This window comes from Sphingomonas tabacisoli (assembly GCF_042678385.1).
Taxonomy (GTDB): domain Bacteria; phylum Pseudomonadota; class Alphaproteobacteria; order Sphingomonadales; family Sphingomonadaceae; genus Sphingomonas_B; species Sphingomonas_B tabacisoli.
The window spans coordinates 2,212,814-2,237,537 of record NZ_JBHUDY010000001.1 but is presented as its reverse complement, the minus strand read 5'-3'; the positions used below and the strand labels follow the sequence as shown (position 1 = coordinate 2,237,537).

The 24,724-nt window shown below is 65.6% G+C and carries 28 protein-coding genes and 1 tRNA gene; 18 read left to right on the top strand and 11 right to left on the bottom strand.

Features of this window, described 5'->3' with window-relative positions:
* Nucleotides 1–3: 3 nt before the first annotated feature.
* Genes ACFSCW_RS11315 through cyoD form a run of 3 tightly spaced genes read left to right on the top strand, consistent with a single transcriptional unit; the run spans nucleotide 4 to nucleotide 3,127 of the window.
* Entirely contained in the window at nucleotides 4–2,019 is a 2,016-nt protein-coding gene (locus ACFSCW_RS11315; RefSeq protein WP_380889260.1) for a cbb3-type cytochrome c oxidase subunit I, read from the top strand.
* Nucleotides 2,016–2,711, top strand: coding sequence for a cytochrome c oxidase subunit 3 (locus ACFSCW_RS11310; protein ID WP_380889258.1), 696 nt, complete (start codon nucleotides 2,016–2,018; stop codon nucleotides 2,709–2,711). The genes ACFSCW_RS11315 and ACFSCW_RS11310 overlap by 4 nt, the downstream gene beginning before the upstream one ends.
* Nucleotides 2,708–3,127, top strand: coding sequence for a cytochrome o ubiquinol oxidase subunit IV (gene cyoD / locus ACFSCW_RS11305; RefSeq protein WP_380889256.1), 420 nt, complete (start codon nucleotides 2,708–2,710; stop codon nucleotides 3,125–3,127). Before ACFSCW_RS11310 ends, cyoD begins: the two co-directional genes overlap by 4 nt.
* A 67-nt stretch (nucleotides 3,128–3,194) precedes the next feature.
* On the opposite strand, the gene ACFSCW_RS11300 is transcribed toward cyoD, so the two are convergent.
* Nucleotides 3,195–3,698 carry a PEPxxWA-CTERM sorting domain-containing protein gene (locus tag ACFSCW_RS11300; RefSeq protein WP_380889254.1) on the bottom strand — a complete coding sequence of 168 codons (504 nt, stop codon included), beginning with the start codon at nucleotides 3,696–3,698 and terminating at the stop codon, nucleotides 3,195–3,197.
* A gap of 184 nt (nucleotides 3,699–3,882) precedes the next feature.
* Here ACFSCW_RS11300 and ACFSCW_RS11295 point away from each other — a divergent pair, with 184 nt between their 5' ends.
* From ACFSCW_RS11295 to ACFSCW_RS11285, 3 genes are all read left to right on the top strand, one after another.
* Nucleotides 3,883–4,551 (top strand): cell cycle transcriptional regulator TrcR, encoded by a 669-nt coding sequence (locus ACFSCW_RS11295; RefSeq protein WP_380890100.1) that lies wholly within the window; start codon nucleotides 3,883–3,885, stop codon nucleotides 4,549–4,551.
* Nucleotides 4,548–5,621, top strand: a complete 1,074-nt coding sequence (locus tag ACFSCW_RS11290; RefSeq protein ID WP_380889252.1) for an MBL fold metallo-hydrolase — start codon at nucleotides 4,548–4,550, stop codon at nucleotides 5,619–5,621. Before ACFSCW_RS11295 ends, ACFSCW_RS11290 begins: the two co-directional genes overlap by 4 nt.
* Nucleotides 5,622–5,748: 127 nt before the next feature.
* Complete coding sequence (locus tag ACFSCW_RS11285; protein WP_380889250.1) at nucleotides 5,749–6,633, top strand: PEPxxWA-CTERM sorting domain-containing protein; 885 nt, start codon at nucleotides 5,749–5,751, stop codon at nucleotides 6,631–6,633.
* A 68-nt stretch (nucleotides 6,634–6,701) separates the two neighbouring features.
* Here the strand turns inward: ACFSCW_RS11285 and ACFSCW_RS11280 are convergent, their stop codons facing one another.
* The gene (locus tag ACFSCW_RS11280; protein WP_380889248.1) at nucleotides 6,702–7,154 is read right to left on the bottom strand and encodes a cupin domain-containing protein; all 453 of its coding nucleotides are present in this window, start codon (nucleotides 7,152–7,154) and stop codon (nucleotides 6,702–6,704) included.
* A gap of 9 nt (nucleotides 7,155–7,163) precedes the next feature.
* On the opposite strand from ACFSCW_RS11280, the gene dapE reads away from it, so the two are divergent.
* Entirely contained in the window at nucleotides 7,164–8,285 is a 1,122-nt protein-coding gene (gene dapE / locus ACFSCW_RS11275) for a succinyl-diaminopimelate desuccinylase (RefSeq protein ID WP_380889246.1), read from the top strand.
* Here dapE and ACFSCW_RS11270 read toward each other — a convergent pair.
* Nucleotides 8,277–9,035, bottom strand: coding sequence for a sulfite exporter TauE/SafE family protein (locus ACFSCW_RS11270; protein WP_380889244.1), 759 nt, complete (start codon nucleotides 9,033–9,035; stop codon nucleotides 8,277–8,279). The genes dapE and ACFSCW_RS11270 overlap by 9 nt on opposite strands.
* Nucleotides 9,036–9,133: 98 nt before the next feature.
* On the opposite strand from ACFSCW_RS11270, the gene epsC reads away from it, so the two are divergent.
* Both epsC and ACFSCW_RS11260 read left to right on the top strand, forming a co-directional pair.
* Complete coding sequence (epsC, locus tag ACFSCW_RS11265) at nucleotides 9,134–9,826, top strand: serine O-acetyltransferase EpsC (protein ID WP_380889242.1); 693 nt, start codon at nucleotides 9,134–9,136, stop codon at nucleotides 9,824–9,826.
* Nucleotides 9,823–10,164: a DUF2794 domain-containing protein gene (locus ACFSCW_RS11260; protein WP_380889240.1), complete on the top strand. Its 342-nt coding sequence runs from the start codon at nucleotides 9,823–9,825 to the stop codon at nucleotides 10,162–10,164. The genes epsC and ACFSCW_RS11260 overlap by 4 nt, the downstream gene beginning before the upstream one ends.
* Nucleotides 10,165–10,170: 6 nt before the next feature.
* Here the strand turns inward: ACFSCW_RS11260 and ACFSCW_RS11255 are convergent, their stop codons facing one another.
* The gene (locus ACFSCW_RS11255; protein WP_380889238.1) at nucleotides 10,171–10,338 is read right to left on the bottom strand and encodes a hypothetical protein; all 168 of its coding nucleotides are present in this window, start codon (nucleotides 10,336–10,338) and stop codon (nucleotides 10,171–10,173) included.
* A 59-nt stretch (nucleotides 10,339–10,397) separates the two neighbouring features.
* Between ACFSCW_RS11255 and pgi the strand changes: the two genes are divergently transcribed.
* The 5 genes from pgi to ACFSCW_RS11230 all read left to right on the top strand — a co-directional run bounded on the left by pgi (nucleotide 10,398) and on the right by ACFSCW_RS11230 (nucleotide 16,300).
* Nucleotides 10,398–11,885, top strand: a complete 1,488-nt coding sequence (gene pgi / locus ACFSCW_RS11250) for a glucose-6-phosphate isomerase (protein ID WP_380889236.1) — start codon at nucleotides 10,398–10,400, stop codon at nucleotides 11,883–11,885.
* On the top strand, nucleotides 11,882–12,679 hold the full coding sequence (locus ACFSCW_RS11245; RefSeq protein WP_380889234.1) for an aspartyl protease family protein: 798 nt from the start codon (nucleotides 11,882–11,884) through the stop codon (nucleotides 12,677–12,679). The genes pgi and ACFSCW_RS11245 overlap by 4 nt, the downstream gene beginning before the upstream one ends.
* 66 nt (nucleotides 12,680–12,745) lie before the next feature.
* Entirely contained in the window at nucleotides 12,746–14,089 is a 1,344-nt protein-coding gene (gorA, locus tag ACFSCW_RS11240; protein ID WP_380889232.1) for a glutathione-disulfide reductase, read from the top strand.
* A 346-nt stretch (nucleotides 14,090–14,435) separates the two neighbouring features.
* Complete coding sequence (locus ACFSCW_RS11235) at nucleotides 14,436–14,699, top strand: hypothetical protein (RefSeq protein WP_380889230.1); 264 nt, start codon at nucleotides 14,436–14,438, stop codon at nucleotides 14,697–14,699.
* Between the two features lie 74 nt (nucleotides 14,700–14,773).
* Complete coding sequence (locus ACFSCW_RS11230; RefSeq protein ID WP_380889228.1) at nucleotides 14,774–16,300, top strand: L,D-transpeptidase family protein; 1,527 nt, start codon at nucleotides 14,774–14,776, stop codon at nucleotides 16,298–16,300.
* A 4-nt stretch (nucleotides 16,301–16,304) separates the two neighbouring features.
* On the opposite strand, the gene ACFSCW_RS11225 is transcribed toward ACFSCW_RS11230, so the two are convergent.
* The gene (locus ACFSCW_RS11225; protein WP_380889226.1) at nucleotides 16,305–16,583 is read right to left on the bottom strand and encodes an integration host factor subunit beta; all 279 of its coding nucleotides are present in this window, start codon (nucleotides 16,581–16,583) and stop codon (nucleotides 16,305–16,307) included.
* Between the two features lie 210 nt (nucleotides 16,584–16,793).
* Nucleotides 16,794–18,503 (bottom strand): 30S ribosomal protein S1, encoded by a 1,710-nt coding sequence (gene rpsA, locus ACFSCW_RS11220; protein ID WP_380889224.1) that lies wholly within the window; start codon nucleotides 18,501–18,503, stop codon nucleotides 16,794–16,796.
* Nucleotides 18,504–18,865: 362 nt separating this feature from the next.
* Here rpsA and ACFSCW_RS11215 point away from each other — a divergent pair, with 362 nt between their 5' ends.
* Nucleotides 18,866–19,096: a hypothetical protein gene (locus ACFSCW_RS11215; RefSeq protein ID WP_380889222.1), complete on the top strand. Its 231-nt coding sequence runs from the start codon at nucleotides 18,866–18,868 to the stop codon at nucleotides 19,094–19,096.
* Between the two features lie 13 nt (nucleotides 19,097–19,109).
* Here ACFSCW_RS11215 and ACFSCW_RS11210 read toward each other — a convergent pair whose 3' ends face one another.
* Complete coding sequence (locus ACFSCW_RS11210) at nucleotides 19,110–19,736, bottom strand: (d)CMP kinase (protein WP_380889220.1); 627 nt, start codon at nucleotides 19,734–19,736, stop codon at nucleotides 19,110–19,112.
* Nucleotides 19,733–21,070 carry a 3-phosphoshikimate 1-carboxyvinyltransferase gene (gene aroA, locus ACFSCW_RS11205; protein WP_380889218.1) on the bottom strand — a complete coding sequence of 446 codons (1,338 nt, stop codon included), beginning with the start codon at nucleotides 21,068–21,070 and terminating at the stop codon, nucleotides 19,733–19,735. The genes ACFSCW_RS11210 and aroA overlap by 4 nt, the downstream gene beginning before the upstream one ends.
* Here aroA and ACFSCW_RS11200 point away from each other — a divergent pair.
* From ACFSCW_RS11200 to ACFSCW_RS11190, 3 genes are all read left to right on the top strand, one after another.
* Complete coding sequence (locus ACFSCW_RS11200; protein WP_380889216.1) at nucleotides 21,069–21,227, top strand: hypothetical protein; 159 nt, start codon at nucleotides 21,069–21,071, stop codon at nucleotides 21,225–21,227. The two genes, aroA and ACFSCW_RS11200, sit on opposite strands and share 2 nt — an antisense overlap.
* A complete protein-coding gene (locus tag ACFSCW_RS11195; protein WP_380889214.1) occupies nucleotides 21,214–21,534 on the top strand; it encodes a TIGR02300 family protein in 321 nt (106 codons plus the stop codon). The genes ACFSCW_RS11200 and ACFSCW_RS11195 overlap by 14 nt, the downstream gene beginning before the upstream one ends.
* Before the next feature lie 72 nt (nucleotides 21,535–21,606).
* Nucleotides 21,607–21,682: transfer RNA gene (locus ACFSCW_RS11190), tRNA-Ala, on the top strand.
* 49 nt (nucleotides 21,683–21,731) lie between these two features.
* Here the strand turns inward: ACFSCW_RS11190 and ACFSCW_RS11185 are convergent.
* Genes ACFSCW_RS11185 through ACFSCW_RS11175 form a run of 3 tightly spaced genes read right to left on the bottom strand, consistent with a single transcriptional unit; the run spans nucleotide 21,732 to nucleotide 24,713 of the window.
* Nucleotides 21,732–23,702 carry a hybrid sensor histidine kinase/response regulator gene (locus ACFSCW_RS11185; RefSeq protein WP_380889212.1) on the bottom strand — a complete coding sequence of 657 codons (1,971 nt, stop codon included), beginning with the start codon at nucleotides 23,700–23,702 and terminating at the stop codon, nucleotides 21,732–21,734.
* Nucleotides 23,695–24,333: a chemotaxis protein CheX gene (locus ACFSCW_RS11180; protein WP_380889210.1), complete on the bottom strand. Its 639-nt coding sequence runs from the start codon at nucleotides 24,331–24,333 to the stop codon at nucleotides 23,695–23,697. Before ACFSCW_RS11180 ends, ACFSCW_RS11185 begins: the two co-directional genes overlap by 8 nt.
* A complete protein-coding gene (locus tag ACFSCW_RS11175) occupies nucleotides 24,330–24,713 on the bottom strand; it encodes a response regulator (protein WP_380889208.1) in 384 nt (127 codons plus the stop codon). The genes ACFSCW_RS11180 and ACFSCW_RS11175 overlap by 4 nt, the downstream gene beginning before the upstream one ends.
* Nucleotides 24,714–24,724: the final 11 nt, after the last annotated feature.

Below are 24,724 nucleotides of genomic sequence, written 5' to 3'. Positions count from 1 at the left end.
TCGATGTTCGGCAAGCTGAGCTGGTCCGCCATTCCCCTGAGCCAACCGATCCCGCTGATCACGTCTTTCGTGCTGATCCTGGTGATCGCCGGCGTGCTGGGCCTCATCACCTACAAGCGCTGGTGGCCGTATCTGTGGCACCACTGGATCACGAGCGTCGATCACAAGAATATCGGCATCATGTATTGCCTGCTCGGGCTGGTGATGCTGGTCCGCGGCTTTGCCGACGCGATCATGATGCGCACCCAGCAAGCCGTCGCGATCGGAGGCTCGCAAGGCTATCTGGAGCCCGAGCATTATAACCAGATCTTCTCCGCCCACGGCACGATCATGATCTTCTTCGGCGCGATGCCGCTGGTGATCGGCTTCATGAACTTCCTGGTGCCGCTGCAGCTGGGCGTGCGCGACGTGGCGTTTCCGACGCTGAACTCGGTCAGCTTCTGGCTCACGGCCACGGGCGCGCTGCTGGTGAACATCTCGCTCTTCGTCGGCGAGTTCGCGCGTACCGGCTGGCTGCCCTATCCGCCCTTGAGCGAAGCGACCTATTCGCCGGGCGTAGGCGTCGATTACTATCTCTGGGCGGTGCAGATCTCTGGGATCGGCACGCTGGCGACGGGCATCAACTTCGTCACGACGGTGCTGAAGATGCGCTGCCCCGGCATGAGCCTGCTGCGCATGCCGGTCTTTTGCTGGACCGCGCTGGCCTCGAGCCTGCTGATCGTCGCCGTGTTCCCGATCCTGACCGCGACGCTCGCCATGCTGAGCCTCGATCGCTTCTTCGGCTGGCACTATTTCACGAACGACGCGGGCGGCAACCCGATGATGTTCATGAACCTCATCTGGGCCTGGGGACATCCGGAAGTCTATATCCTGGTGCTGCCTTCGTTCGGCATTTTCTCCGAAATCTTCTCGACCTTTTCGGGCAAGCCGCTGTTCGGCTACCGCTCGATGGTCGCGGCGACGCTGTTCATCTGCGTGGTGTCCATGATGGTGTGGCTGCACCATTTCTTCACAATGGGCGCCGGCCCCGCGGTGAACACCTTCTTCGGGATCGCGAGCAGCGTGATCGCGGTCGGCACCGGTGTGAAGATCTACAACTGGATCTTCACCATGTATGGCGGCCGCGTCCGCTTCAGCGTGCCGATGCTGTGGTCGCTGGGCTTCGTTTTCACGTTCATCATCGGCGGCCTGACCGGGGTGCTGCTCGCCGTGCCGCCGGCCGACTTCCTCGTTCACAACTCGATGTTCCTCGTCGCCCATTTCCACAACGTCATCGTGGGCGGCGTGGTTTTCGCCCTGTTTGCCGGCGTCGACTTCTGGTTTCCCAAGGCATTCGGTTTCCGCTTGCACGAAGGCTGGGGGAAGGCGTCGTTCTGGTTCGCTTTCTTCGGCTTTTGGATCACGTTCACGCCGCTTTACATCCTCGGGCTGCAAGGGATGACCCGGCGGCTGCAGCATGTGAACATCGTCGAATGGCGGGGGATGCTGGAGCTTTCGGTGCTTGGCGTGGCCGTGCTCGTCGTCGGGGTGGCCTGCCAGGTCATCATGCTGGTGGTGTCGATCCTGCAGCGCGACAAGTTGCGCGACGTGACCGGCGACCCGTGGGACGGGCGTTCCTTGGAATGGGCGACGCCGTCGCCGCCGCCCTTCTTCAACTTCGCGGTGATGCCAAATGTCGAAGGCGAAGAGGCCTATTGGGGCATCAAGACGCGCGCGATCGAAACCCAGCAATTGGCGCCCGAGCCCGAATATGAGGCGATCGAGATGCCGGTGCATTCGCCCGTCGGCTTCTACACCGCCGCGTTCGCCAGCGTGACCGGCTTTGCGCTAATCTGGCAGATCTGGTGGCTCGCTGGCCTGGGGCTTGTGGCCGCATTCGCCGGATTCGTCGTGTTCGCCTGGCGCGACGTGCACGAGTTCCATGTGCCCGTCGAGGAAGTCGCGGAGGCCGAGCGCAAGCGGCGCGCGGCGCGCGAGGCCTTGCTCGAACGGATTGCCGCCGAGGGAGCGCTCGCGTGACCGACACGTCGCTTCCCGCCGCCGTCGAGACCGTCCGGCGCGTCCGCGAGGACCCGCACCGCCTTGGCCATCGCGGCCACGGTCAGGAAGGGCCGATCGAGGGCGCCGGTCACGGGACCACCGGCCCGGCCAACAAGCGGATCATCGTCGGCTACGGCTTCTGGATATTCCTGCTCAGCGACATCGTGATGTTCTCCTGCTTCTTCGCGGCGTTCGCGGTGCAGCGGAACGCGACGGCGGGCGGCCCCGGCATTCGCGACCTGGTCGAAATGCCGCGGGTGGGGATGGAGACTGCGGCGCTGCTGCTGTCGAGCTATACGTGCGGCCTGTCGTTCGCGGCGACCAATGCCCGCAACCTGCTCTGGACGCAGGTCTTCCTGCTTATCACCGGCCTGCTCGGTCTCATATTCGTGGGGCTGGAACTGCTGGAGTTCATCGATCTCGCGAACCGGGGCATCACGCCGCAGATCAGCGGCTTTGCGACGTCGTTCTTCGGCCTGGTCGGCCTCCACGGCCTGCACGTGACGCTGGCCGGGCTGTGGCTGCTCACGATGATGGCCCAGGTGCAGGTGAAGGGGTTCCGGCCGGAAATCGTGCACAGGCTGATCTGCTTCAACCTGTTCTGGCACGCGCTGGATATCGTCTGGATCGGGATCTTCACCATCGTCTATCTGATGGGAGCGATTGCATGAGCGAGATCGACTCCGACCCGCGGCGCGAAGCCGGCTGGCTCGACAACCGCGAAGACCATGCGCCCGGCGACGAGCCGACCGAAAGCGCGGGCCATTGGATCGCCAATGCCAATCTCGGCCTCGGCTTCTCGGTGATCCTGACCGTCGCGGCCTTCGTGCTGGCCAACACCCGGCTGATCTACGCGCCGTCGATTCCGGTCGCGCTGCTCGTGCTGGCGATTGCGCAGATGGGCGTCCACCTGGTCTTTTTCCTGCACATCACCACGGGGCCGGACAACACCAACAACGTGCTGGCGCTCGCCTTCGGGATTCTCGTCGTATTCCTGATCGTGACCGGGTCGATGTGGATCATGGCCCATCTCAACACGAACATGATGCCGATGCCGATGGATCAACTGAGGCAGATGCAGCCCTAAGGGCGGGCTCGGACGCTTGGCGCCATCATCGGCCGGGAGCTTGCAGAAAGCGCCCGGCCTTGTGGTTTCATGCAGCGGCGGGGCTGGGACGGCGGCGCGCGGAGAAGCCGAGCAGGCCGAAGCCGATCGTCATCGCGGCCCAGGTCGCGGGCTCCGGAATCGGCGCGAAGTTGGAGCCGAGTTCGATGGTGATGTTCGAATATGTCGCGAGTTGCGGGATATTATGATCTGTCGCCACTCTCAGGTCGCTGAACCAATATCCGTACTTGTTGCCGTTGGAATAGAGGACGGCGTTGGGTGTGAAGGTGTAAGTCTGGCCGGCGACGACCGGTCCCAAAGAAATGCCTGCATAGTTCGTTTCGACCGGCCCGAGCAGCAGCATTCCGGAGCCCATCGGAGTCACCGTCACCGACAAAAGGGTAGCGGGGCCGCCGGGCGGATTGGCCAGCTTGGCGCCACCGAGCAGGACATAATCCGCCGTGGTGCGCGTGGGCAGCACGATTGTCGCGGCAGCGGCCGGGCCGGCGTATGCAGCCAAGGCCGCCCCTGCGGCCAATATCTTGAGTTTCATGTCACCTCCCTGTTTTTCGCGGCGCTCTTGGAGCGCCGCAGGCGATACGCGTTAAGCATGATCCGGTTCCGCGCGACCATGCTTGCCTCTTGGCCTCACTGCGCCTAGATCGGCTTCGATATTCGGCCGCTCCGTGAAGGGGCGGCCCTATTTGTTTTTGGAGGTTTCCTTGGTTCAGCCGCTCATGCCGCATGCGACCGCTTCGTGGCTGGTCGACAATACGTCGCTTTCGTTTCAGCAGATCGCCGATTTCTGCGGCCTTCACGTGCTTGAAGTGCAGGCGATCGCCGACGACACCGCAGCGACCAAGCTGACCGGCCGCGATCCCGTCCGCGCGCACGAGTTGACGATGGACGAGATCGAAAAGGGCCAGAAGGACCCGAACTACCGTCTTCAGATCCTGAAAGGCCCGGAGCAGATCCGCCGCACCAAGGGGCCGCGCTACACGCCGGTCTCCAAGCGTCAGGACAAGCCCGACGGCATCGCATGGATCATCCGCAATCATCCCGAAGTCTCGGACGGCGCGATCGGCAAGCTGATCGGCACCACCCGCACGACGATCGCCGCGATCCGCGACCGCAGCCACTGGAACATTGCCAACATCACGCCGAAGGACCCGGTGACGCTGGGCCTCACCACCCAGCGCGAGCTCGACGCGGCGGTGGCCAAGGCCGCGAAGGCAGCCGGCATCGAAGCGCAGGCGGATACCCGGATCGACAGCGATCGCGAGGCCCTGATCGAGGAACTGCGCGCCCAGCGCGAGCGCGCGGCACGCGAAGCCGACGCAGCCGCAGAGGGCGAGCTCCAGGCTCCCAACCATCCGGCCTTCGCCGATCCGTTCAAGCGGGGGTGAGCCGCGCGCCCGACGCGTCGCTGGCGGACCATCACGCCAGCCCGGCCCGCCACAAGGGCCTGCATTATCCGTTCGACGATCGGGCGCCCGAGCCGGGCGAGCTGATCGTCGTCGCGCCCGGCGTTCGCTGGGCGCGGCTGCCGGTGCCCGGGCCTCTCAAGCACATCAACGTCTGGGCGGTGGACGATGGCGACGGCGTTGCGATCGTCGATACCGGCTTGCCGCTGGATGTCTGCAAGGAAGCCTGGCGCGGCGTCCTGTCCGGACCGCTCGCCGGGCGCGCCATCACGCGCGTGATCGTTACGCACATGCACCCCGATCATCTGGGACTCGCCGGCTGGCTGACGCGGAAGTTCGGCGTGCGCTTGTGGATGACCCGCGGCGAATATCTTACCGCGCGGCTGCTGGTCGCCGATGCGCGGCCCGAGCCGCCTGAGGACGTGCGGATGCAATGGCGCGCCGCCGGCTGGATCGACGAGCAGATCGAAGCGGCCGCGAGCGGGGGGTGGGGCAATTTCGCCCGCGCGGTGCACCGGATGCCCGAAGGCTATGTGCGCGTTCAGGCCGGCGACCGGCTGGGCGACTGGCGCGCCGTGGTCGGCAGCGGCCACAGCCCCGAGCATCTGTGCCTCGTCAATGACGCCACGCGTGTGATGATCTCGGGCGACCAGGTCTTGCCGCGGATCAGCTCGATCGTGTCGGTGACGACATTGGAGCCCGAAGGCGATCCCTTGCGCGAATGGCTGGACAGCCTTGCGCGTTTTCGTGCCGACCTACCGGCCGATCTGCTGGTGCTGCCGGCGCATGGACCGCCCTTTACTGGTCTTCACGCCCGGCTCGACGCCTTGATCGACGGCCACCACAAGCAGCTCGAGCGACTGCAGGAGCGGCTGCGCGAGTCGCCGCGCCGCGCTGTCGATTGCTTCGGAGCGCTGTTCGCCCGCGCGATCGACGAAAATCTGCTCGGCATGGCGACGGGCGAGACGCTCGCCCATCTCCGCTATCTGGAACGGCGCGGACGCGCGAGCCACGAGGAGCGCGACGGCGTCTGGTGGTGGAGCGCGCGTTGATGTTCCGTTTCGGATCAGGTTTTTATGCAGTTAACGGCTTGTAAACAGGGCACAGTCTGTTAGCCTCCCCCGCGGATCGCCCGATAAGAAAACAAAAGTCGTTCCAACTTTCAAACGGGGGTTATCAATGAAAATCGCTGTTGTTTTTGCCGCTGTGGCGGCCACGGTCTCGCTTGCCTCGGCCGCACGGGCTGACGACTACAATCTCGTCATTGGCCCTGGCGTGCAGACTCTGCCCGTCTCGGGTCCGTCGGGCCCGATCTACGCCTATGATACGCCCGACACCGGGACCGGGTTCGTTTCCACGGCGGCTCCGCGCAACGGCAACGGTTCGCTCGAGATTCACGGCGACCGTGCGCGTTATGTGATCGGCAACATGTTTCGTAACGATGCCTTCAACCCGGCATCTGCCTCGCAGGCACTGTTCAGCTTCAACGATCTGAACACCTTGACCTTCGACTGGCAGGTCGCGACGCCGAGCAACGGGGCCGGTGCGCACAACACTCCTGCGGTTCGCGCGCACATCATCGACGGCGACGTTCGTGCCGAGATGATCTGGGAAGGCGTCTATAACGGCGGCACCGCGGGCGTGGCTCCGGCTGCAGGCTGGCAGAATGCCGGTGCCGACTCGACCTTCTATCTGAACATCCGCGAAGGCGCCGCGACCTTCCTCGCCAATGCGGGGGCGGGCTACTCGCTCGCCAACGGCACGAACGGAACCTTGTTGCTGAACGGCGCGCAGCAGAACCGCGTGGTCGGCGACTGGCACTCGCTGTTCTCGTCGAACGCCTATGTGACCGGCCTGAGCTTCGGCGCGGGCAGTGGCTTCGGCAGCAACTTCGTCGGCTTCATCGATAACGTCGATGTTCGGTCGCCGAACGGCAACAACTTCAACGTCAACTTCGAAGCGGCGGCGGTTCCCGAACCGGCGACCTGGGCGATGATGCTGGGCGGCTTCGGCCTGGTCGGCGCGGCGATGCGCCGTCGCTCCACCAAGGTGGTGTTCGCCTGATCCTTTGACGATGTGAACGATGGGGACGGCGGCTCGTCTGGTGACGGGCCGCCGTTTCTCATTTCAACTCATTCGAACCGGCTGCCGTCCTTCCGCGTCTGGAAGCCGTTCTCGGCGAACAGGTGCATGTCGATATCGGGATAATGGCAGTCGGTCGCCGACGGCCGCCCGATCGCGACATAGACGCAGTCCGTAGCGCCCTCGTTGATCAGCACATGGCCATTGCCGTCGTTCTTCGGGAAAGCGGCGATGTCCCCGGCGCGCATCGGCGTGCGGCCATTGTCGTCGACCAAAGTCGCTTCGCCCGAGATCATTACCACCATCTCGTCCTCGCCTTCGTGCCAGTGGCGCTGCGAGGACCATGCACCGGGCTTCAGCACGACATGGCTCGCGCCGAAATCGGTGATGCCGGATGCAGGCGCGAGGCGTCGGTACCAGCGTTCCTTCACTTGCACCGCATATTCGGGCGGATAGCCGGTTGCATTCGTCTGCGGGATTTGGTCGAGGGCGAGCTTGGGCATGGAGGAATGATGTCGGACGCGGTGGAGCTTGCCAAGCGGCTGATCGCGTGCCCCAGCATCACGCCTGCACGCGGCGCGGTGTTCGACGCGACCGAAGCGATGCTGCGCGAGCGGGGCTTCACGGTCGACCGCTTCATTGCCGGCGAAGCGCCGGACGGTCCGGTCGAGAACCTGCTGGCCTGGCGCGGGGAGGGAGGCAAGCATTTCGCGTTTGCCGGCCATCTCGACGTAGTGCCGCCGGGCGAGGGGTGGTCGGGCGATCCGTTCGGCGCCGAAGTGAAAGGCGGCGTGCTCTACGGCCGTGGCGCGGTCGACATGAAAGGCGCCATCGCCGCTTTCATCGCCGCCCTTGACCGGACCGAGCAAAAGCGCGGCACGATCAGCCTGATCCTGACCGGCGACGAGGAAGGCCCGGCGATCTTCGGCACCCGCGCGCTGATCGACCGCATGGCCCAACACGACCTTAAGCCGGATCTCTGTCTGGTCGGTGAACCCACTTCGGTTCATCGGTTGGGCGACACGATCAAGATCGGCCGCCGCGGCTCGGTTAATATCTGGATCGAGGTGCCGGGCACCCAGGGCCATGTCGCCTATCCGCACCTCGCCGATAACCCGATCCCCAGGCTGGTGCGCGCGCTGGCGAAGATCGACGCGATCGTGCTCGACCAGGGCACCGACTGGTTTCAGCCCTCCAACATCGAAGTGACCGACCTCGAAGTCGGCAACCCGGCGACCAACGTCATCCCGCTCCGCGCCAAGGCGCGGCTCAGCATCCGCTTCAACGACCTGCACAAAGGCGACGACCTTGCCGCGCGCATCCGCGACATCGTGCTCGCCGAAGCGCCGAACGCGATCATCACGCCGCGCGTATCGGGCGAAGCGTTCCTGACGGAGCCCGGTGCGCTCTCCGATCTGGTCGCCGCCGCGATCCGCGAGCGCACGGGCATAGAGCCTGAACTGTCGACCAGCGGCGGCACGTCCGACGCGCGGTTCCTGTCGAAACTCTGCCCGGTGGTCGAATTCGGCCTGCCCAACGCGACGATGCACAAGCTCGACGAAGCCGTCGCGATCGCGGACCTGGAGGCGCTCACCGCGATCTACGCGGACATCGCGCAGCGTGCGCTAGGCTAAGGCGCCGTAGAGCGAGGCCGCGCTGGTCGCGACCAGCAGGCTGCCGACAAAGCCCATCAGCCGTCGCGCGGACAGGCGCTTGACGAGCAGGGCTCCGAAGGGGGCGGCGAGCAGGCCGCCGATCAGCAGCCCGATCGTCGCGAAGGTGAATGCGCGCCAGCCGAGCGTAGCGATGAACGTTGCCGATACGGTCGCGGTCAGGAAGAACTCGGTCGCGCTCGCCGTGCCGACAGTCATGCGCGGCTGCGATCCCTGCACGAGCAGGTTGGAGGTGACGATCGCGCCCCATCCGCCGCCGCCCGCCGCATCCAGGAACCCGCCGACCAGCCCCAGCGGCTCGACCACCCGCGGCCGCTTCGGTTCGATCGGCCCGCGCAGCGCTTGATAGACGAGGTAGAAGCCGATCGCCGCGAGGTAAGCCATGACGAACGGCCGCGCGATTGCGGCATCGACATGGGTCAGCACATAGGCGCCCAGCACGCCGCCGATCACGCCTGGGATCGCCAGCCGCGGAAACAGCTTCCAGTCGACATTGCGGTGATAGGCATGGCTCAGCCCCGAAGCGGCCGTCGTGAAGGTCTCGACGGCATGCACGCTTGCGGACGCGGCAGCGGGCGGCACGCCCATCGCGCTGACCAGCAGCGTCGAGTTGATCGTGCCGAATGCCATGCCGAGCGCGCCGTCGACGAGCTGCGCGGCAAAGCCGATGCCGATGAACGGCAGCAAGGCGATGAGGTCGGCCCAGGTCAAAGTCCATGCACTCCAGCTATCGTTGGCATAGCGTAACGCCCCGCTCTGGCAATCGGCCTCGCCTTTCCTAGATATTGGGGCTAAGGGAGGCAGACTGCATGGCGAACCGGCTTTTCGCTTATCTGGATTCCATTCGCGCTCGCGACCCAGCGCCGCGGAGCCGTTGGGAAATCCTGCTCTATCCGGGCGTGTTGGCGGTTGCGCTGCACCGCGTCGCGCACTGGCTGTTCGAAGGCGAGCTGTTCTTCCTCGCCCGCTTCGTCAATCACTTCTCGCGCTTCCTGACCGCGATCGACATCCACCCTGGCGCCAAGATCGGCCGCAACCTGTTCATCGATCACGGCTTCACGGTGATCGGCGAGACTGCCGAGATCGGCGATAACGTCACCATCTATCAGTGCGTGACCCTAGGCGGCACCAATCCCGCCAATGGCATTGCCGGCAAGCGGCACCCTACGCTTGAAGATGGTGTGATCGTCGGATCGGGCGCCCAGGTGCTTGGGCCGATCGTCGTGGGCAAGGGCGCACGTGTGGGGGCCAATGCGGTGGTGACCAAGGACGTGACCGAAGGCGCGATCATGGTGGGCATTCCGGCCAAGCCCACGCTCGTCGACGTCACGCAATATCAGAAGGATTTCGTGCCCTACGGCACGGTCTGCTCCGATCTGTGCGATCCGGCCGGCCAGCGGCTGGAAGGCATGAAGGCGGAGATTGACAAATTGCAGGCGCGCATCGAGGCGTTGATCGCCGAGCGCAAGCAGATTGCGGAGCGGCAAGACCTATTCGGATGAGTAACGTCCACCCTTTTCCGGTATGGCAGCGCGTGGGGCAGGTCGGCTTCGACCGGCCGGAACTGACGCGCATTCTCGACTTGTATGGGCGGATGGTCGCGGCCGGCCTGTGGCGCGACTATGCGATCGATCTGGGCCGCGACGCGGCGCTGTTCAGTGCCTTCCGGCGCACCGCCGAACGGCCGGAGTTCCGCATCGAAAAGCGCCCCGCACTGCGCCACCGGCAAGGCGAATGGGCGCTGATCGGCGAGGCCGGCACCGTTCTGAAGCGAGGCCATGAGCTCGGTCCGGTGCTCGCCCCGGTCGAGCGGCGGCTGCTCAAGGTCGTCGGCGACTGACGGGACTTAGTCCCGGCGTTCTTCCTCGATATGCTCCGGAATGCTGCCGTGCCTCGCATTGTCGGCATCTGGCAATGGATGGCCGCGCTTTTCTCTGCGAGGCTCGTGATTGTCCGGCGTAACCTGCGCATCGTCTCGCCCGATGATGATGTCGGGATCGTTCTCTTTCGCCACGTCGACCTCCTTGCATGAGATTGGCTCCTCTCTAGAAGCGCCGGGCAAGGAGATTGTTCATGGGAAATCCGTGGCCCGTTGATGCTGAGCGCCGAACGCTCGCGCAGTTGTTCGAGGCCGATCCGGCGCGAGTCGAGCGGCTGACGCTCGAGGCGGCGGGCGTGTATTTCGACTGGTCGAAGACGCACCTGACGAACGGGTTGATCGGCGACTTCGCCCGGCTCGCGGGCGAGCGGGGATTCGCCGCCGCGCGCGATGCGCTGTTCCAGGGCAAGGCGATCAACACCAGCGAGAACCGCGCCGCCGAACACACGGCCGAGCGCGGGGAAGGGGCGCCCGAAAGCGTTGCGCGGGCGCGGAGCTTCCACACGCGCATGCGCGCGCTGATCGACGCGATCGAGGCCGGCGCGCTCGGGGAAATCCGGCATGTGCTGCACATCGGCATCGGCGGCTCGGCGCTTGGGCCGGACCTGCTGATCGACGCGCTTGGCCGCGACGCCGACCGCTACGATGTCGCCGTGGTCTCGAATGTCGATGGCGCCGCGCTCGACGAAGCCACGCGCCGGTTCGATCCGAACGCGACGTTGCTGGTGGTCGCTTCCAAGACCTTCACTACAACCGAGACCATGCTGAACGCGGCGAGCGCGCTTGCCTGGATGGCGGAGAACGGCGTCGAGGATCCCTATGGCCGCGTCGTCGCGCTCACCGCGGCCCCCGAGAAGGCGATGGAATGGGGCGTCGACGAAACCCGCATCCTGCCTTTCGCCGAAAGCGTCGGCGGCCGTTATTCGCTCTGGTCGTCGATCGGCTTCCCGATCGCGCTGGCGCTTGGCTGGGATTCGTTCGAAAGCCTGCTCGAAGGGGCGGCAGAGATGGACCGGCATTTCCGCTTTGCCGAGCCAGCCCGCAACGCGCCTTTGCTCGCCGCGTTCGCCGACCTTTATTATTCGCAGCTCCGAGGCTGCGAGACGCGCGCGGTGTTCGCTTACGACGAGCGGCTGCGGCTGCTGCCCTCCTATCTCCAACAGCTCGAAATGGAATCGAACGGCAAGCGTGTGGCGCCTTCGGGCGAGGCGCTGGCCTGGCCGAGCGCGCCCGTCACCTGGGGCGGCGTCGGCACCGACGCGCAGCACGCGGTGTTCCAGCTTCTCCATCAGGGGACGCGGCTGGTGCCGGTCGAGTTCGTCGCCGCGATCGAGGCTGGCGATGCACAGGACGAAGCGCATCACCGGGCGCTGCTCGTCAATTGCTTCGCGCAGGGTGCGGCGCTGATGGCGGGCAAGGCCAGCGACGATCCTCAGCGCGCTTATCCCGGCGACCGGCCGTCCAGCACGATTCTGCTCGACCGCGTCGATCCGGCCAGCGTCGGCGCATTGATCGCCTTTTACGAGCATCGGACATTCGCAAATGCCGTGCTGCTGGGCATCAATCCGTTTGATCAGTTCGGCGTCGAGCTCGGCAAGCAGATCGCCAAGTCGATCGAGCAGGAAGGCACGGAAGGCTTCGACGCTTCGACGCGCGCGCTGATCGGACGCGCCTTCGCATGATCGCTCTGCTGGCGGCTGCGGCGGCGCTGACCGTGCACGGCGATCGGCTGTTCGTTGCCGCGACGATCAACGGCACTGCGACCGAAGCCGTGCTCGACTCCGCCGCCGAGGCGACGTTGCTCGACGACGGCTTCGCGGGGCGCATCGGCCTGGCGCGGGGTAGGGACGTCACCGCGCGCGGCTCTGGCGGCAAGGCAGATGCGCAGTTGATCGAGCATGTTCGCGTCGAGGCGGCGGGGGTTACAGTCCCCGACACGACGGTCGGCGTGCTCGACCTCGACGATCTGGGCAAGCGCCTGTTCGGCCATCCGCTCGACGCGATAGTCGGCCGCGACCTGTTCGATGCGGCGCGCTTTCGCATCGACATAGAAGGCGGCACGATCGATGCGGTTCCGCGCACCATCGCGCCGCGCGGCGTTCGCCTGCCGCTGACGACGGCGCATGGCATCGAGACGGTGCCGATTTCCATTGAAGGCAGCCCGCCGGTGCAGGCGGAGTTCGACCTCGGCAATGGCTCGGACATGCTGATTGGCAAGGCTTATGCGGCGAGGACCGGGCTGCTGAAGCGCGTCCATGCGACGGAGCAGGGCGGTGGCATCGGTGGCGCGGTGCCTCGCAAGATCGTCACGCTCATGTCGGTCCGCATCGCCGGCGTGACTTTCCGCAATGTCCGCGCCGCCATCGACGAGCAATCGAATGCGGCCGATGCCAATATCGGGGTCAAGCTGCTGCGCCGCTTCAAGATCACCACCGATTTCGCGCAAAAGGCGGTCTGGCTGGAGCCGCGGCGATAGACTCGATACCGGAACGACATTGGCGCGACCGCCGTGCCGCCACCAGATTGCGCCCAGGAGGACCGAATGGCTGAGTTCGACTATGATCTGTTCGTCATCGGCGGCGGATCGGGCGGCGTGCGCGCGGCACGCGTGTCGGCGGCGCATGGCGCGAAAGTGGCGCTTGCCGAGGAGCACAAGGTCGGCGGGACCTGCGTGATCCGCGGCTGCGTGCCGAAGAAGCTGCTCGTCTATGGCGCGCATTTCGCCGAGGATCTGGCCGACGCCCGCCGCTTCGGCTGGGACGTGCCGGACTGCCGCTTCGACTGGCCGACGCTGCGCGACAATGTCCTGGCCGAAGTCGATCGGCTCAACCAGGCCTATACGACGACGCTCAACAACAATGACGTCGAGATCATCCTCGAGCGCGCAACCGTCAGCGGCCCCAACAGCGTCAGGCTGGCAAGCGGGCGCGAGGTTACTGCGCGCTACATCCTGATCGCCACCGGCGCATGGCCCGCGCGTCCCGATGTGCCCGGCGTCGAGCACGCGATTACGTCCAACGAAGTTTTCCATCTCGAGAAGCTGCCGAAGCGGGTGCTGATCGCGGGCGGCGGCTATATCGCCAACGAATTCGCCGGCATTTTCCATGAGCTCGGCGCGGACGTGACCATCGTCAATCGCACCGACGTGATCCTGCGCGGCTATGACGAAAGCATCCGCGACCGGCTGCTGCAGATTTCGATGACCAAGGGCATCAAGTTCCAGTTCAACTCGCGCTTCTCAAGCATCGAGAAGACCGACGAGGGCCTGCGCGTGACCTTCGATAGCTGCGAGCCGATCGACGTCGATCTCGTCCTGTTCGCGACCGGCCGCGAGCCGCACACCAAGGGGCTTGGCCTCGAGGAAGCGGGCGTGACGCTCGACGCCAAGGGCGCGGTGGTTGTCGACGAGGACAGCAAATCGTCGGTCGACAGCATCTACGCCGTGGGCGACGTCACCAACCGCGTGCAGCTCACCCCCGTCGCTATCCGCGAGGGCCAGGCCTTTGCCGACACGGTGTTCGGCAACAAGCCGTGGCGCGTCGATTATCACTGCATCCCGTCCGCCGTGTTCAGCCATCCGCCGCTCGCCGGCGTCGGCCTCACCGAAAGCCAGGCCAAGCAGAAATACGGCGCGGTGCGGGTCTATTCGTCGGACTTCCGGCCGATGAAGAACGTCCTCGCCAACCGCAACGAACGCGCGCTCTACAAGATGATCTGCCATGCGGAGACAGACCAGATCCTGGGCCTCCACATGATCGGCCCGGATTCGGCCGAGATACTCCAGGCCGCCGCCGTCGCGGTGAAAGCTGGGCTCAACAAGAAAGCATTCGACGACACGGTCGCGCTCCACCCGAGCATGGCCGAGGAACTGGTGCTGCTGCGTTAGGCGATCCAGCGATGGCTGGTTGCCGTGCGTTCGTCGCAGCCACGCGGCACTTCATCCAAGTTAGCTGATCGCGCTGAGATCCAATCGGCCTCCGCGGCGTTGTCGTTTCTTACCAGCCCGAAGCGCGCTTCGGGCTTCGCGGGGGCGGGTCGCACACTAGGGACTCCCGCGACGGACCCCGCCGGCGATTTACCCTTTTCTCGCCGGCGGGGCCTCGATCCTCGCTTCGGCTCGCGATCCGCACGGAACACCGTTGCCGGCCGGGAACGAGTCTTCATGCCTGACGTTCGCCTGATGCGAACCGCCGCTTCTGGTGCGGAGGGTCGCTGTTCCGGGAGACAAGAACATGAGGGTCCTGACTATAACTCTGCTGTTGGCCGGCTCCATCGGCCTGAGCGCTTGCGCCAATACGGAAGACGTCGCCGTCGCACCGGCTCCGCCGGTCGGACCGGGTGCGATCATCGGCACGGTTGCTGCCGACCGCAACGGTGATGGCATCGTCGACGGCTATTACACGCGCGACGGCGTGTATGTCGCCTATCAGGCGCCGCCGTGCCCGCTTCCGCCGCCCCCGCCGCCGCCGGCTCCATCGGGCGAACGCGGCATCTAATTGCCCCGGGCGAGCGTTGTCCCTTTCGCAGGGGCGGCGCTCGCTTGCTGCCTGGGAAGCGGAGAAGAGTTACGTTGCACAGGAAGGTTCGCGGCGCGCTCGTCGCTGCGCTGCTCATGGGGTCGCCCCTCGCCACGGCTTCGGCGCAATTGGGGACGGATAGCGTTGCGCTGGCCATCAAGGCCGACGCCGGCGGCAAGCTGAAGCCGGTTTACGTATCGCGCGGCTTTTGGCCGATCTGGGTCAAGGACGGCGCGGTCACGCCCGCGGCCGACCGGCTGATCTCCTATCTGGAAACCGCCGATCTCGATGGTCTCGATCCGCGCGATTATCGGCCGCGCGAGCTCAAGGCGGCGGTCGAGGCGGCAGGCGGCGGTGGCCCCGACGCGCTGGCGAAGGCGGAGCTTGCCTTGTCGCAGGCGCTCGCCCGCTACATCCGCGATGTCCGCCGCGCGCCCACGGCCCAGATCCGCTATCTCGACGAAGAACTCGTCCCCAAGAAGCTGACCGAGACCGAAGCGCTGCGCGGCGCCGCGCTCTCAACGGACGTCGGCACCTATGTAACGACGATGGGCTGGATGGATCCGGCTTATTCCGGGCTGCGCAAGGCGCTCGCGGAACGGCGCGCGAAGTGGGACACGCTGCCGCAGGTCACGATTCCTGCCGGGCCGATGTTGAAGACCGGAGCGAAGGGAACGCGGGTTCGGCTGCTTCGCTCTCGCCTCGGTTTGCAGCCCGGAGACAGGTTCGACGCGCCGCTCGCGTCGGCGCTGCGCGACTTCCAGGCCGCACACGGGCTGAAGGCCGACGGCGCGGGCGGTGCGACGACCATCGCCGCGCTCAATCGTAGCCCCGGCTGGTACGACCGCAAGCTTACAGTCAATCTCGATCGCGCGCGGCTGCTGCCCGGCCCCAATGTGCGCCACATCACGGTCAATGTCGCCGCCCAGCAGCTCGTCTATTATGACGACGGGATGGAGGCCGGCCGGATGAAAGTCGTGGCCGGAAAGCCGACCGAGCAGACGCCGATGTTGGCCGGCATGGTCCGCTACGCGATCCTCAACCCCTATTGGAACGTCCCGCCCGATCTCGTTCAGAAGAAGGCCGCTACCGGCATCCTGACCGGCGGCACCATGCAGAAATTGGGCTTCGAGGCGTTGACGGACTGGAGCGCGCAGGCGCAGCCGCTCGATGCTGGCGCGATCGACTGGCACGCGGTTGCCGCCGGCGCGCAGGAGATACGGGTGCGCCAGCTCCCCGGGCCGACCAATGCGATGGGGAAAGTGAAGTTCATGTTCCCCAACGATCTCGGCATCTATCTGCACGACACGCCGGAGCGCGAGCTGTTCGCCAAGCCTGTGCGCTATTTCAGCTCGGGCTGCGTGCGGATGGAGGATGCGCAGCGGCTCGGCGCGTGGCTGTTCGGCAAGCCGCTGGATACCGCGACCGAGCATCCGGAGCAGAATGTCGCGCTCGCGCGTCCCGTCCCCGTATACCTGACGTACCTGACGGCCGTCGCGAGCGACGGGCAGGTGCAGTTCCTGGATGATGCCTATGGCCGCGACGGCGTCGATACGACGCGCGTCGCGAGTCGGGACTGAACGTTCAGACGTTCAGGCGCTGGCGCATTTCCTTGCCGGGCTTGAAATAAGGCACGCGCTTCGCGTCCACGGCGACGGTTTCGCCGGTGCGCGGGTTGCGGCCAGTTCGCGCATCGCGCCCGCGGGTGGAAAAGGCGCCGAAGCCGCGTAGCTCGACGCGGCCGCCATCGGCCAGGCGTTGGCTGATCTCGTCGAAGAAGATCGTCACGATCCTGTCGATCTCCTTGATGGACAGGCCGGGATTGTCCGCGGCGAGCATCTGGACCAGTTCGGACCGGATCATAGACTTCCTTTCAGCAGGCGGTTCCATGTCGGACCGCCGCCCGGACGTCCCAGGCGCTGGTCCCCCAAACGTTAACGACGATCCCCCCAGACCGCCAGATTGTCTGCTACCCGACAATTCCGGTGCTGAACATAGCGCAACCGCCCCGTTTGCGCGAGTCGGGTTGTAAAAAACCGCCACCCGGTTGCCCGAGTGGCGGTTGATCTATGTTTACTTGCCTTCCTTGGCCTTGTTGAGCGCGGCGCCGAGAATGTCGCCGAGGCTCGCGCCCGAATCGGACGAGCCGTACTGGGCAACGGCCTGCTTCTCTTCGGCGATCTGCATCGCCTTGACCGAGAAGGTCGGCTTTTTCGAACGATCGAAGCCGGTGACCATCGCGTCGAACTTCTGGCCGACCTGGTAACGCTCAGAGCGCTGCTCGTCGCGGTCGCGGCCGAGGTCCGAACGCTTGATGAAGCCGGTCGCGCCGTCTTCGCCCGCCTGCACTTCGAGGCCGCCGTCGCGGACTTCGAGCACGGTGACGGTGACGACTTCGTTCTTGCGGAGCGAGCCGCCCGAAGCCGCCGCGCCGGCCGCCGGAGCGCCCCGCTCAAGCTGCTTCATGCCGAGCGAGATACGCTCCTTCTCGACATCGACGTCGAGCACGATGGCCTGAACCATCTCGCCCTTGCGATGCAGGTGCAGCGCGTCCTCGCCCGAAACGCCCCAGGCGATGTCGGACATGTGGACCATGCCGTCGACATCGTTGTCGAGGCCGATGAACAGGCCGAACTCGGTGGCGTTCTTGACTTCGCCTTCGACCTGGCTGCCCACCGGATGCTTCTCGGCGAACGCTTCCCACGGATTCTGCTGCGCCTGCTTCAGGCCGAGCGAGATGCGGCGCTTCTCTTCGTCCACCTCAAGGATGATGACGTCGACTTCTTGGCTCGTGCTGACGATCTTGCCCGGGTGCACGTTCTTCTTGGTCCAGCTCATTTCGGAGACGTGGACCAGGCCTTCGATGCCCGGCTCAAGCTCGACGAACGCGCCGTACTCGGTGATGTTCGTCACGCGGCCATGCAGCTTCGCGCCGATCGGGTATTTGGCGGCGGCGCCTTCCCACGGATCGCTCTCAAGCTGCTTCATGCCGAGCGAGATGCGCTGGGTGTCACGGTTGATGCGGATGATCTGCACCTTCACCGTGTCGCCGATGTTCAGCACTTCGGACGGGTGATTGACCCGCTTGTAGCTGAGGTCGGTGACGTGGAGCAGGCCGTCGATGCCGCCCAGATCCACGAACGCGCCGTAATCGGTGATGTTCTTGACGACGCCGTCGATCACCTGGCCTTCGTGCAGGCTCTGGATCAGGCCGGTGCGCTGCTCGGCGCGGGTCTCTTCGAGGACGGCGCGGCGCGACACGACGATGTTGCCGCGGCGTCGATCCATCTTCAGCACCTGGAAGGGCTGGGGGATGTCCATCAGCGGCTGCACGTCGCGGACCGGACGGATGTCGACCTGCGAGCCGGGCAGGAACGCCACGGCACCGCCCAGATCGACGGTGAAGCCGCCCTTCACGCGGCCGAAGATCACGCCGTCGACGCGGTTGCCGGCGGTGAATTCGGTTTCAAGCTTGTCCCAGGCGGCTTCGCGGCGCGCGCGGTCGCGCGACAGCATCGCTTCGCCATGCATGTTCTCGACACGGTCGACGAACACTTCGACTTCGTCGCCGACGTTCAGCTCGGCCTTCTGGCCCGGCGCTGCGAACTCGCGCAGCGGCACGCGGCCTTCGGACTTCAGGCCGACGTCGATCACGGCCATGTCGTTTTCGATCGCGGTGACGGTGCCCTTGACGACCCGGCCTTCAAAGCCTTCGTTGTCGCCAAGCGTTTCGTTGAGGAGGGCCGCGAAATCGTCGCGGGTTGGAAAAGCGGCTGTCGCCATAAAGATAAGGTCTTCCTGGACTGATCCCGGCCTTCGCCGGGACATGCATTGCTGGCCAGCCGGTTGGTTCCGGCGGTCTATCCTCCTTCGCCCAAGGCTTTGGAGAACAAGGCCAATCCGCCCCGCCGGCCCCATGCCGGAAGAGCATCCGTCTCAACGGTCGCGTGCGGAAAAAGGCTGATCGTTGAAAAGCCAAAAGGGCGCGCCGGATCAACCGCCGCGCCTTTCCGCGAGCGCAATCGCCTCGCTGGACGGGGGCGCACATAGGGAAGAAGCGCTCGAAAGGCAAGGCGAGACGCCCTCGGAAACCGAAGTGGCGCTCGCGGGTTAGTCGATACGCAAAAGAAACGGGAGAGACGTCCATGAAGTTGTTTGCGCTTGCCGCTGCCGCAGCCGTTGCGGTCACCTCGCTGCCGTTCGCGATGGTCGCGGCGCAGCCGGACCGCGTCGAAACTCACACGACGACACGCACCACGGTGAAGCAGGTGGTGCATGGCAACCGCGGCTGGCGCACGAAGCGCGTCTGCACCACGCGGTGGCAGCATCACCGCAAGGTCCGCAGCTGCCGCGTGATCCGCGTCCGCCGCTACTAAGAGCCGACGTCCCTTAACGCTCGGCGATCTGCCGCTCGACCAATTGGATCGCGTGGCGGATCGCCGCCTCGATCGACATGAAGCTGGTATCGAGCAGCGCCGCGTCCGGCGCCTGCCGGAGCGGCGCGGTGGCGCGTGTCGAGTCGCGCAGGTCGCGCGCCTTGATGTCGGCCAGCACCTTGTCGAAGCTGATCTTCGCGCCCGCGCGGACCAGTTCATCATGCCGTCGCCGCGCGCGGATCGCGGAGGTCGCGCGCACGAACAGCTTCGCGTCGGCCTCCGGTGCGATCACCGTGCCGATGTCGCGCCCGTCGAGCACCGCGCCGCCATTCTGCGTTGCAAAGGCTCGCTGCCGCGCGATCAGCGCCTCGCGGACCTTCGGATGAGCCGAAACGACCGAGGCTGCATTGCCCGCGGCGCTTTCCTTCAGGCGCGGGTCGGCGAGCATCGCATCTGCGAAGTCGCAGGCCGCCACGGCATCGGCTTCGCTTGCCGGGTCGCTGCCGCGGTCGAGCACTGTCTGTCCCACCGCGCGGTAGAGCAGTCCCGTATCCAGATGCGGCAGCTTGTAGTGCGCCGCGATTGCCCGGGCGATCGTGCCCTTGCCGCTGGCAGCCGGTCCATCGACGGCGATGATCATGACTGGGGTACGCTCAACTGCTCAATCAGGTTGGTAAAGTTCGGAAAACTGGTCGCCACCGGGCCCATGTCGTCGATTTCGACCGGAGCGAGGCTGTTGAGGCCGGCAACGGCGAAGCTCATCGCGATACGGTGATCGAGGCGCGACGCGACCGTCGTTCCGCCGGCCAGCGGCTCGCCTCCCGTGCCTTCCACGATAAGGCCGTCGGGCAATTCCTCGACCCGCGCGCCGATCGCCCGCAGCCCTTCGGCCATCGTCGCGATCCGGTCCGATTCCTTAACGCGCAATTCCTCCAGCCCGCGCATCACGGTGCGGCCCTGGGCGAAGGCGGCGGCGACGAACAGGATCGGGAATTCGTCTATCATCGACGGCGCCAGCTCCGGCGGCACGTCGATGCCCGACAGGGTCGAAAAGCAGGCGGTGATGTCCGCGACCGGCTCGCCGCCGACTTCGCGCGGGTTCGAAAAGGCGATCTCCGCGCCCATCATGCGCAGCACTTCGTAAAGCCCCGCGCGAGTCGGGTTCACACCGACATTCTCGACTGTCACCGCCGATCCGGGCACGATCAGCGCCGCGACCAGCGGGAAAGCAGCCGAGGAGGGGTCACCCGGCACCACGATGTGCTGCGGCTTCAACTCCGCCTCCCCGCGGATGCGAATGTGGCGCTCGCCATTCTCCACCTCGACCGTCAGGTCAGCGCCGAAGCCTTTCAGCATCCGTTCGCTATGATCGCGCGTCGGCACCGGCTCGATCACGCGCGTGATGCCGGGCGTGTTGAGACCGGCCAGCAGCACGGCGCTCTTCACCTGCGCCGAGGCGACGGGCAGGCGATAAATGATCGGCACGGCGGGGCAGAGACCGCGCAGCATCAGAGGCAGGCGCCCGCCGGGCGAAACGGTCACATCGGCGCCCATCAGCGATAGAGGCTCGATCACCCTATTCATCGGTCGCCGCGACAGCGAGGCGTCGCCGATGAAGGTCGCTGTGATGGAGTGGCTCGCGACGAGCCCCATCAACAGGCGCGTGGAAGTGCCGCTATTGCCCATGTCGAGCGTGGTCTCCGGCTGCAGCAGCCCGCCGACGCCCACGCCGGAGACTGTCCAGGCGCCATCCGCGCCACGCTCGATCGTCGCGCCCATCGCCCGCATCGCTGCGGCGGTGGCCAGTACGTCCTCGCCCTCCAGCAGGCCCTCGATGCGGCTCTCGCCCACCGCCAGCGCCGACAGCATCAGCGAACGGTGGCTGATCGACTTGTCGCCGGGCACGCGCACAACGCCGCTCAACGGTCCGCTACGGGCAAAGGCCATCGGGCGCGGGCTGGCGTCGTGGGACATGCGTTCCTATCTCGGACCGGTCGGGAGCGCGCGGCTTTTGACAGCGCCATTTGGCTATGGCAAGGCGCGCGCCGATTGGCGGGGCATCGAAGCCGGTGCGCCGCTGTTTTTCTTTTTGACGAACTTGGAGGCAAGGCGACCAGATGGTGAAGCCTGAATGGGGTAGCAAACGCACCTGCCCGAAATGCGCAACGCGTTTCTATGATCTGACCAAGGACGATCCCGTCCAGTGCATCAATTGCGGCTATGCCTGGGAACCGGAGCCGGTTCTCAAGTCCAAGCAGCCACTGCCGTTCGACGCTCCCAAGAAAGAGGTAGCGAAGCAGGAGGACGATGAAGTCCTGGGCGGCGGCGACGACGATCTGGACATCGACGAGGGTGAACCCTCGGTCGATGAGGAAGTCGATCTGGGCGGTGACGACGATCTCGGTGTTGATACCGGCGATACCCAGGACGAAAGCTGATTGATTTGTCCGCGCCGCCCCGCTAACGGGCGGCGCTCAAGTCCCGCCGGACCAGCCCGGCGGCGAAAGCGTGGGGCCGTAGCTCAGCTGGGAGAGCGTCGCAATGGCATTGCGAAGGTCAGGGGTTCGATCCCCCTCGGCTCCACCATTTTCCCAAAAATCCATCGCGATCCGCGGCGCACTCGATGCGCCGCGCCTCACTGATCGAGGATTTCGCGGACCTTCGCGGCGATCGCGCCGAAGGTGAATGGCTTGGCCAGCAACTCCACGCCTTCGTCGAGCCGGTCTTTGTCCGTGATCGCATCGCGGGTGTAGCCGGAGGTGAAGAGCACTTTGAGGCCCGGCTGCCGCGCGCGGGCGACTTGCGCCAGCTCGCTTCCCGACATTTCGGGCATCACGATATCGGTCACCAGCAGCATTATCGGCTGCTCCTGCTTGTCGAGAAGGCGGAGCGCGGACGCGCCGTCATGCGCCTCGATGACACGGTAGCCGAGCTCGCGCAGCAGACCGACGGTGTGGGCGCGGACATCGTCGTCGTCCTCGACCACCAGCACGGTCTCATGGATCGTGCCGTGCTTCGCCGCTTCGGTCTTCGGGGCAGTCTCGATCTGTTCGGAGTCATTGGCGCGGGCGAGTAGCAGCGTGACCGTGGTGCCCTTGTCCAGTTCCGAATCGATGGTGACGCCGCCGCCGGACTGACGCACGAAGCCATAGACCATCGAAAGGCCGAGGCCGGTTCCCTTGCCGACTTCCTTGGTCGTGAAAAAGGGATCGAACACCCGCGCGAGCGTGTCGGTGCTCATGCCGCTGCCGTTATCGATCACGCTGATCGCGACATAGTCGCCGGGCGCCAGGCCCTCCGCATTCTGCGGGCCAATAACTTGCTGATGCGCGCGGATCGTCAGCTCGCCGCCCTGGGGCATGGCGTCGCGCGCATTGACCGCCAGATTCAGGATCGCATTCTCGAGCTGGTTGGGATCGACCTCGACCTTCCACAACTCCTCCGGCGTGTCGATTGCGACCGCGATCGATTCCGTGATGGTGCGGGTCAGCAGGTCGGACATGCCAGCCAGCAGTCGCGGGACGTCGGTCGTCCTCGGCCGAAGCGGTTGGCGGCGCGAAAAGGCCAGCAGCCGGTGCGTCAGCGCCGCGGCGCGCTCGGCGCCTTTGGTGGCATTTTCGAGCGACCGGCGAAGCCGCGGATCGACCTCCGGATCGAGCCGCCGGGTCGCCGTTTCGATGCTGCCGATGATGATCGTCAGCAGGTTGTTGAAATCGTGCGCGATGCCGCCGGTGAGCTGGCCCACCGCTTCCATTTTCTGCGACTGGCGCAGCGCTTCCTCGGCATGCTGGCGCTCGGCGATGGCGGCGTCGACGCGCTGCTCCAGCGTCTCGTTCAGCGCGCGAAGCTCTCCTTCCAGATGCTTCGAGTCGCTGACGTCATAGATCACGCCGAGCAGGCGATAGCCGGTGCCGATGCTGTCGCGGATCACTTCGCCGCGCCGGGCGATCCAGCGAACCGCGCCGTCATCGCCGCGCACGATCCGGAATGTTCCTTCGAGCGAGACCGGCGCCGCCGCATCATGGCCTTCGGGGATCAGTTGCTGGCCATGATCAGCGAGCACCCCGTTGATCGTCCGCACCGGCAGGCGGTCGGTCGGGTGCAAGCCCAGTAGCCGGCAGAATTCGTGCGAGACCGAGACGGTCGCGAAGCCGTCGCTATATTCGAACGTGCCGACACCGCCGGCACTCTGGGCGATGCGCAGCCGCTCTTCGGTGCGCTTGCGCTCGGTAACGTCGACCAGAAGGCCGGTGAAGCGGACCGGAACGTCTGCGGCATCCAGGTGGCTCTGCCCACGGCCGTGCATCCACACTACGGTGCCCGACGGGTCGATGACCCGGAATTCTTTCGAAAACAGCTCGGCGCCGGCAAGCAGCCCCGCGACGGCGATCCGCATGCGCGGGCGGTCTTCGGGATGGATCGCCTGGAAGAAGACGGAGGTCGGGAATCCCGCTGCCAGCTCGGAGGTGTCGAGGCCGTAGAGTTCGGCGAACCGAGCATCGACGAACAACCGGTCTGCGGCGATATCCCAATCCCAGGACCCGCTCGCGCCTGCGGCCGCCAGCACGGCGCGCAGATGCTCGTCATTCCCCATCAAGTCAGGCATCGTCGCCCACGACGCGGGCGATGAATTCGTCGAGCAATTCCTTGAGCGTGGCGAGGGACGGGATGTCCATCAGCATCGCGATGTAGCCCCTGATGTCCCGCATGCGGACCGAGAAGTCGATATAGAGGAAGAGGACGAGCCCCTCGGTCTGGGCCTCCGAATCGACCTCGAACAAAGTCGCGCCATTGCCGCGCAGGACTTGCGGGATCGTCATCGTGAGCGACCGCTTGAGCATATTGGCCATTGTGGCGAGGCAGCTGTTCAGGATGACGTTGCCCGTCTCTGCGAGCGCCTCGACTTCCATCTCGGCCACTTCTTCCACGCTCAGTTCGCCGCCGGTGACGGCGCGGACGAGTTCAAGGCTGTTGGTCTCGGGGAAAATCAACAGCGCACGGCCCGAAAACGGACCGGCGAAATCCTGGCGCACGGCAATAAGGTCGACGACTTCGCGCTCGCTGATGAGCCGCGCTGCGCGGCTCTGGCTGACGACTTCGATCGACGGGACCGAGAGCAGCACTTGATCGCCGATCATCTTGCGCAGGCTCGCCGCCGCCCGGCTGACGCCGATATTGACGATCTCGGTCAGCGCATCGTGCTCAAGCTCGTTGAGTGTGACCTGTTCGACGGTCATGCCTTTGACGTTCTCAGCTTCAGCGCCGCGCCCGACACGAAGCCGGACAGGCCTTCACTGGTCACCGGTTTCGCGACGAACGCAGCGCCGACGGCCCGGGCCCGTGCAATGACCTCGTCCTGGATGTTCGCCGTGATGATCGCGATCGGCATGTCCGGCCGCATCGCCCGCAATTCGCTGGCGAGCTCCAGCCCGTCCTTGTCCTTCATGTTGAAATCGATCAGCGCGACATCGACCGGAACATCGCCGAGCAGCTCCAGCGCCTGTGCAGCGCTGCCGGCTTCGATCTTCGCCCATTCGGGCTGTAATTCTGCGAGCGCTTTGGACGCCACGATCCTGGCAAGCTTGCTGTCGTCCACAATCAATACAGTGACGGCCATTCGTGACTCCG